The 306-nt window shown below is 60.5% G+C and carries 1 pseudogene; it reads left to right on the forward strand.

Annotated features, from left to right (window positions below):
• A pseudogene (locus tag AF337_RS28920) lies at positions 1–306 on the forward strand (hypothetical protein); the annotation flags it as partial.

The following is a 306-nucleotide window of genomic DNA, read 5'->3' on the forward strand; positions in this document are numbered from 1 at the left end:
CCCCAACATCTATCTGCTGTCGGATCCCGACCTGTTGAACAATCATGGACTGGCTCTCGCCGATAACGCCTCCTTTGCCGTGTCGCTCGTGACGCTGTTGCGCGGAGCGGGCGAGAAGCGGCCGGTCTATCTGGATCCATCAGGCTTGCCTCTGGATAGCAAGAAACCGGCGGATGAGGGCCGGACCTACGAGCGCTCTGCCTCCGATTTCAAGCGGTTTTTCGCCTATCCGCTGTCCGTCATCTGGGGAGTGTTGCTCGTCGTTGCAGCCATTTGTTTCTGGCGCGGCGCCTATCGCTTCGGGCC

This window comes from Rhizobium ecuadorense (assembly GCF_001187535.1).
Taxonomy (GTDB): domain Bacteria; phylum Pseudomonadota; class Alphaproteobacteria; order Rhizobiales; family Rhizobiaceae; genus Rhizobium; species Rhizobium ecuadorense.